Source organism: Bacteroides sp. RTP31139st1_H2_RTP31139_211217, from assembly GCF_040227615.1.
Lineage (GTDB): Bacteria > Bacteroidota > Bacteroidia > Bacteroidales > Bacteroidaceae > Bacteroides > Bacteroides uniformis.
Genome location: NZ_JBCNZM010000241.1, coordinates 1 through 5,037 on the forward strand (window position 1 = coordinate 1; position 5,037 = coordinate 5,037).

The following is a 5,037-nucleotide window of genomic DNA, read 5'->3' on the forward strand; positions in this document are numbered from 1 at the left end:
ATACTGCATGGCGATGGAGGACACCTGTGCCATAATAGCAGGGACACTGAGGTATGCAGTCAGGCGTAACTGCTGCCCCAGCGTCATACTCTTCCCTTCGCGGATAAGCGACAACAAGTAATCGGTCTTTCCCTTTTTTATTCCCATCAGGCTATTTGCAAAGGCATCAGTCGGTGAAACAAGTTTTCTCGTCCCAAAGCTTCAACTCACAGTCGGCAGGTGCCTTTATATTTTCATCGAGAATGATTTCCCCATAGCTTTCGGCAGTGATACTGCCTGTCCGTGGATTCTTCACCCCACCTATAGCCCCCTTGATGGTTGCCTGCACCGAACTGTATTCGAAAGCCCGGTCGCAGTCGGGACCAAAGGTACAATTCTCCAATACGAGGTCGTGGGCATAGCAGAGCGGTTGCTCACCGGTTATATGGCAGTTCACCAACCGGAGATTGTGCGAATGCCAGCCGAGATATTCGCCATTGAGTTCGGAATCGTAGATTGTCACATTCTCCACCTCCCAGAAAGCATCCTTTGTAGTGACTTTGGCATTGCGCAACTCTACATTCTTCACATACTGGAAAACGTATTTGCTGTCGCTCTCCAATCCGTCTATGCGGATGTCGCTACTGAACATGAACGGATAAGTTCCTCCATGCAACTTCAGATTTCTGATGTTCAGATTCTGGCAACGCCAGAATACTTCATCGGCATCGTTCATCTCTACATTCTCAATTTCGATGTCGTGCATCTCGCGGAACATTTTGGGTGCGTCGATACGCGTATCGGTCATTTTCAGATGGTCGGAATACCACAGTGCCGAACGCCCGCCGACATCGAAAAAACAACGGTCGATTACAAACCCGTGAACATACCAGAAGGGGTAATTCCCTTCGAATCGACAATTGACAGCTTCGATGTTGCTGCATTCCTTGATGGCTGATTCTCCGGCATGGATAATTACATTCTCCAAACGTAAGTCATGTGATTCAAACAAAGGTCTTTCTCCGCCGAATGCTGTATTTGATATTATTCTCATCTTGTTTTCAATGTTATAATTATTACTCTATTCTCTTTATCAATTTCGCGGGGACACCGCCTACTATTGTATTCGCTTCCACATCTTTCGTCACAACCGCTCCAGCTCCCACCACAGCATTGTCACCGATTGTCACTCCTGGAAGAATCGTCGCATTAGAACCTACCCAGACATTCCTACCCAATACAATCGGTGCCGGATAGGTAGTTTGGCGTTCTTCCGGAGGCAAACCATGATTGAGCGTTGCAAAGACTACATTATGCCCGATTTGGCATCCGTCACCGATTATCACACCACCATGGTCCTGAAAATGACAGCAGGCATTAATAAATACGCCTTCGCCCACTGTAATATTCTTCCCGAAATCGGTATAGAACGGTGGGAATACCCGGAACGATGACGGGACTTGATAACCGAACAATTCGGAGAGTAACCCACGTACCTCGTCCGGTGTATGATATGCCGTGTTCAGCCGGAAAGTGATGCGTCTGGCTTCATTGCTCATTTTGTCCATAAAGCGATGTATCTCCTCCGTATCAAGCGCTTGACGCGTCTTTACATATTCCTTGAATTCGTTCGTAGTCATAGTGCCCTTATTAATCCATTCTTATCTTCTTTCAAATCTCACAAGTATATCTCCAGGCACACTCAACATTTCAATGCCATTGCCATCAACACGACCGATTTTAATCAAAGTATCACTATAAGACCCATTCTTACAAAAAATTGCCACATTTCCCCATGGGGCATAGATGGTTATATCACCGGCAATAGGAGCACAGCCACGCGTAACACCTTCAATTGCCAGAGCCGGAGAGGGATAGAAGATTTTTTCTGTAGTATTATTGTAATCATTCAACGTAACCTCCAATGGCAGACGAGCAAGAAAATCCTGTGTGGCGGCATTGTCCTCCATAGTGGCAGTAATGGTACGATTGCTAACCATGATATTTACCTGCAATGAAGATACATCCGGAACTTCGGATTCATTCTCATCTTCCCCACCCGATGGTCCGGAAAGTTCAGGATGTTCGGGTGTAAACGGTTCATCACCTGAATCTTCGCAGGCTGCCATTGCCAGAACGGTCATCAGCATCATAGAAATTAATAGTAATTTTTTCATATTCATCTTTCTGTTGATTTTATAATTATCTTTAGGATTATTAATGATGATGCAAAAATAGGCAGTATCCGTCATATGCCGTGTAGACAAATCCCCGGTATCTATACCCAAATTACGGATTATGCTTTTCCTCCGGCTACTAAATCATGGTCCTATAAAGCAAAAACTCCCGCAATCGTTTAAATTACAGGAGTTTGGATGGTATTACTTAAGTTTATCGTATTCTTCATCCGTCACCGGTTCCAGCCACTCATTAGAAGTATCCTCACCGGGAACTTCGAAAGCAAGATGGGCAAACCAACCATCAGAAGCGGCACCGTGCCAATGCTTCACATTTGCAGGGATATGGATAACCGTACCGGGTAGAATCTCTACTGCCTGCTTGCCTTCTTCTTGATACCATCCACGACCGGCAACACCGATAAGCATCTGCCCACCGCCTTTAGTAGCGCGGTGTATGTGCCAGTTATTGCGACAACGAGGCTCGAAAGTGACGTTAGAGATGGAAACCTGCTCGCGTGAAACGGGAGCAAGATAACTGTTGCCTATGAAGTACTGTGCATATGCAGTGTTCGGTTCCCCAATGGGGAAAATCATTTCACGCTGGAATGCGGCTTTGGCATCTTCACCGGCAGTGTCCTCTGCCCATACACCTTTGGCCAGATTAAACGCTGCCCACGCTTTGGGCCAACCGGCATAAAAACCGATATGGGTGATGATTTCGGCAATCTCCGTACGGGTAATACCGTTCTTCTTTGCCGACTGAAGGTGGAACACGAGCGAATTATCCGTGATACCCTGACTGATAAGAGAGGTAATGGTTACTAAACTACGGTCACGCAGACCGAGTTTGTCGGTGCGGCTCCAGACCTCGCCAAAGAGGACATCGTCGTTTAGTTCCGCAAATTTAGGAGCAAACTCACCCAACTGGGTGCGTCCTGCTGTCTGTACTATCTTTTCTTGTGCCATAACATTGAGTGTTAAAATACTGAATACTGAAATTAAAAAAATCTTGTTCATAGTCGTTCTATTTATTGCATGAAGTTATTGAGCTTGTTAGCCGGATTAAGTGGCGTCTGGTCAGACAAGACCAATGATTTGACCATGCGCAACGTTCCTTGCTTGTATTTCTGAAAGTGTTCTGATGCAATATGTTTTACATAAGCCGCATGGCTCGCATAGGTTTCGAGAATAGTCACCTTGCAGGGATTCTCCTTCTCGCCGACCGCATACATAGTCAGCACGCCCGATTCGGTACGCAGAGAGATTTCGCCTACTTCGGTTGCGTATTTCATATACTCGTCGAGATACTGCGGATAAACCTCGATTTTCGACAACCGCACGATACCGTCAGCACTCATCGGCTCTTTGGCGCACATACCCGGCCGCTTATCCAGATTCAGGCATTTGCCGATAATCTCTCCCGTGGCAAGGTAGGAATAGGTCGGAAATTCAAACAATACGGGTTTCAGCTTCGTATAGTCAAGTTTCCCGTTATTATCAAGCACTTCAGGAGCAGCGTATGTATTGACTATCGCACAAATGAAATTGTCGAAACCTTCAGTTTCATAGATGTCTACCACCTCACACTCCATGGTGAGGGGTGATGCGTCTATAACGGGGGTACCGTTTTCGCCAATATGGTAGGCAAACACCTCCGACTTATCGACCGTCGCACCGCTTACACTTCCCACATAGTCAGCTTTCGGCAATATTTCACGACTCACTAGATTGACGGAAAGTCGTTTTGAGTCCTTTATCCCTTGATTAGTGTAATGGCTTTTACTCATGCTGATGAGTATCCGGTCATGTCCAATAACACCCGTATGCCCTACCACTAGCCAGTTTACTTTCCCTTCAACCTCTGCCCCGACAACCGTCATCGGCTTGGGATAGAGCGCCAACAGATTTCCGAGATTTTTCTTGTTCGTTTCCATTATATTGGGTTGAACGGTGTTCTCCTTTACGGGAATACTGCACGACATTATGACAAGCAGTGACAGAACTCCTAAAATTGTTTTTGTCATACGTTATATTACTCTATTTTTCTTGCTAAACTTCTGATGACAAAGGTACCGCGATAGCACAAGCGAAGGTGTATATGATTTACGGATATTTGTACCCGAATTCCCGATTATACCGCAAGAAAGTTCAAGTTCATCAGATGAGTATAGTAAGACTGGCAGAAATCCCACGAATAATCCCACGCATGATTTGTTTTTAATCGTTATTCTCTGCCGATATAGAAAACAAAAAAAGCTCTGAAATCCTTGAATTTCAGAGCTTTGCTTTAATTTATTATTTACTTTCGCGGTGCGTACGGAACTAACACATTTTACTATCATACTGATAATCAGTAAAATACTTGTTAAAAATATATTAATGGTATCATATTTATATCATCTCCGCTTATTTTCTTCTATAATTTTATGCAAAGCTTCTATTTGCATCATTGCACCCTCATAAGCCGCTTTATAATTGACATTCGCATCAATATCCGTCTCAATCATATTCCCTTTGCCAGTACAAAGCCACTTCACATTCAATTCCGGGAACTTATCCACAATACGAGCTATTATATCAGTTCCAATAGCCCCCTTCCCGTTCCTTATGGAGTTATAGATGTATCTATTTGACAATTCACAATAAGCCTCAAACGAGTTCTCACCTTTGACAACTCCCTTATCACGTGCATACCTTGCAAATTTTCGTAATCTGTCAATAGCCCTTTCTTCCATATCAAATAATCTTTTGACTTATTATGCGTAATGCTTGCCACATCCCCCTTATTTCTCTTCTCTCGACATCTAACTGGCCATGCTTGGGGTTATCAGCCTTTAAAGTCAGCACATTATCCAAGAAAAGACTGTTTTTCAATATC

Annotated in this window: 6 protein-coding genes and 1 pseudogene; all 7 read right to left on the minus strand. The window is 44.4% G+C overall.

The window, feature by feature from the left end; genetic code table 11:
• Positions 1-147, minus strand: a pseudogene (locus ABUA47_RS22935) (MATE family efflux transporter); the annotation flags it as partial.
• A gap of 19 nt (positions 148-166) precedes the next feature.
• Positions 167-1,033 (minus strand): DUF3737 family protein, encoded by an 867-nt coding sequence (locus ABUA47_RS22940; RefSeq protein ID WP_035448328.1) that lies wholly within the window; start codon positions 1,031-1,033, stop codon positions 167-169.
• A gap of 22 nt (positions 1,034-1,055) precedes the next feature.
• Positions 1,056-1,619, minus strand: coding sequence for a sugar O-acetyltransferase (locus ABUA47_RS22945; protein WP_035448326.1), 564 nt, complete (start codon positions 1,617-1,619; stop codon positions 1,056-1,058).
• 21 nt (positions 1,620-1,640) lie between these two features.
• Positions 1,641-2,156 carry a cyclophilin-like fold protein gene (locus ABUA47_RS22950; protein ID WP_172679929.1) on the minus strand — a complete coding sequence of 172 codons (516 nt, stop codon included), beginning with the start codon at positions 2,154-2,156 and terminating at the stop codon, positions 1,641-1,643.
• 204 nt (positions 2,157-2,360) lie between these two features.
• On the minus strand, positions 2,361-3,176 hold the full coding sequence (locus ABUA47_RS22955) for a carboxymuconolactone decarboxylase family protein (protein ID WP_080707057.1): 816 nt from the start codon (positions 3,174-3,176) through the stop codon (positions 2,361-2,363).
• An 11-nt stretch (positions 3,177-3,187) separates the two neighbouring features.
• Positions 3,188-4,183: a flavin reductase gene (locus ABUA47_RS22960; protein ID WP_005825407.1), complete on the minus strand. Its 996-nt coding sequence runs from the start codon at positions 4,181-4,183 to the stop codon at positions 3,188-3,190.
• A gap of 372 nt (positions 4,184-4,555) precedes the next feature.
• Positions 4,556-4,894: a hypothetical protein gene (locus ABUA47_RS22965; protein ID WP_004326694.1), complete on the minus strand. Its 339-nt coding sequence runs from the start codon at positions 4,892-4,894 to the stop codon at positions 4,556-4,558.
• Between the last annotated feature and the right edge of the window lie 143 nt (positions 4,895-5,037).

Excerpts from the sequence above, each read along its gene's own strand:
- ABUA47_RS22940 (WP_035448328.1), bottom strand. The coding sequence starts at position 1,033 with ATGAGAATAATATCAAATACAGCATTCGGCGGAGAAAGACCTTTGTTT.
- ABUA47_RS22945 (WP_035448326.1), bottom strand. The coding sequence starts at position 1,619 with ATGACTACGAACGAATTCAAGGAATATGTAAAGACGCGTCAAGCGCTT.
- ABUA47_RS22950 (WP_172679929.1), bottom strand. The coding sequence starts at position 2,156 with ATGAAAAAATTACTATTAATTTCTATGATGCTGATGACCGTTCTGGCA.
- ABUA47_RS22955 (WP_080707057.1), bottom strand. The coding sequence starts at position 3,176 with ATGAACAAGATTTTTTTAATTTCAGTATTCAGTATTTTAACACTCAAT.
- ABUA47_RS22960 (WP_005825407.1), bottom strand. The coding sequence starts at position 4,183 with ATGACAAAAACAATTTTAGGAGTTCTGTCACTGCTTGTCATAATGTCG.
- ABUA47_RS22965 (WP_004326694.1), bottom strand. The coding sequence starts at position 4,894 with ATGGAAGAAAGGGCTATTGACAGATTACGAAAATTTGCAAGGTATGCA.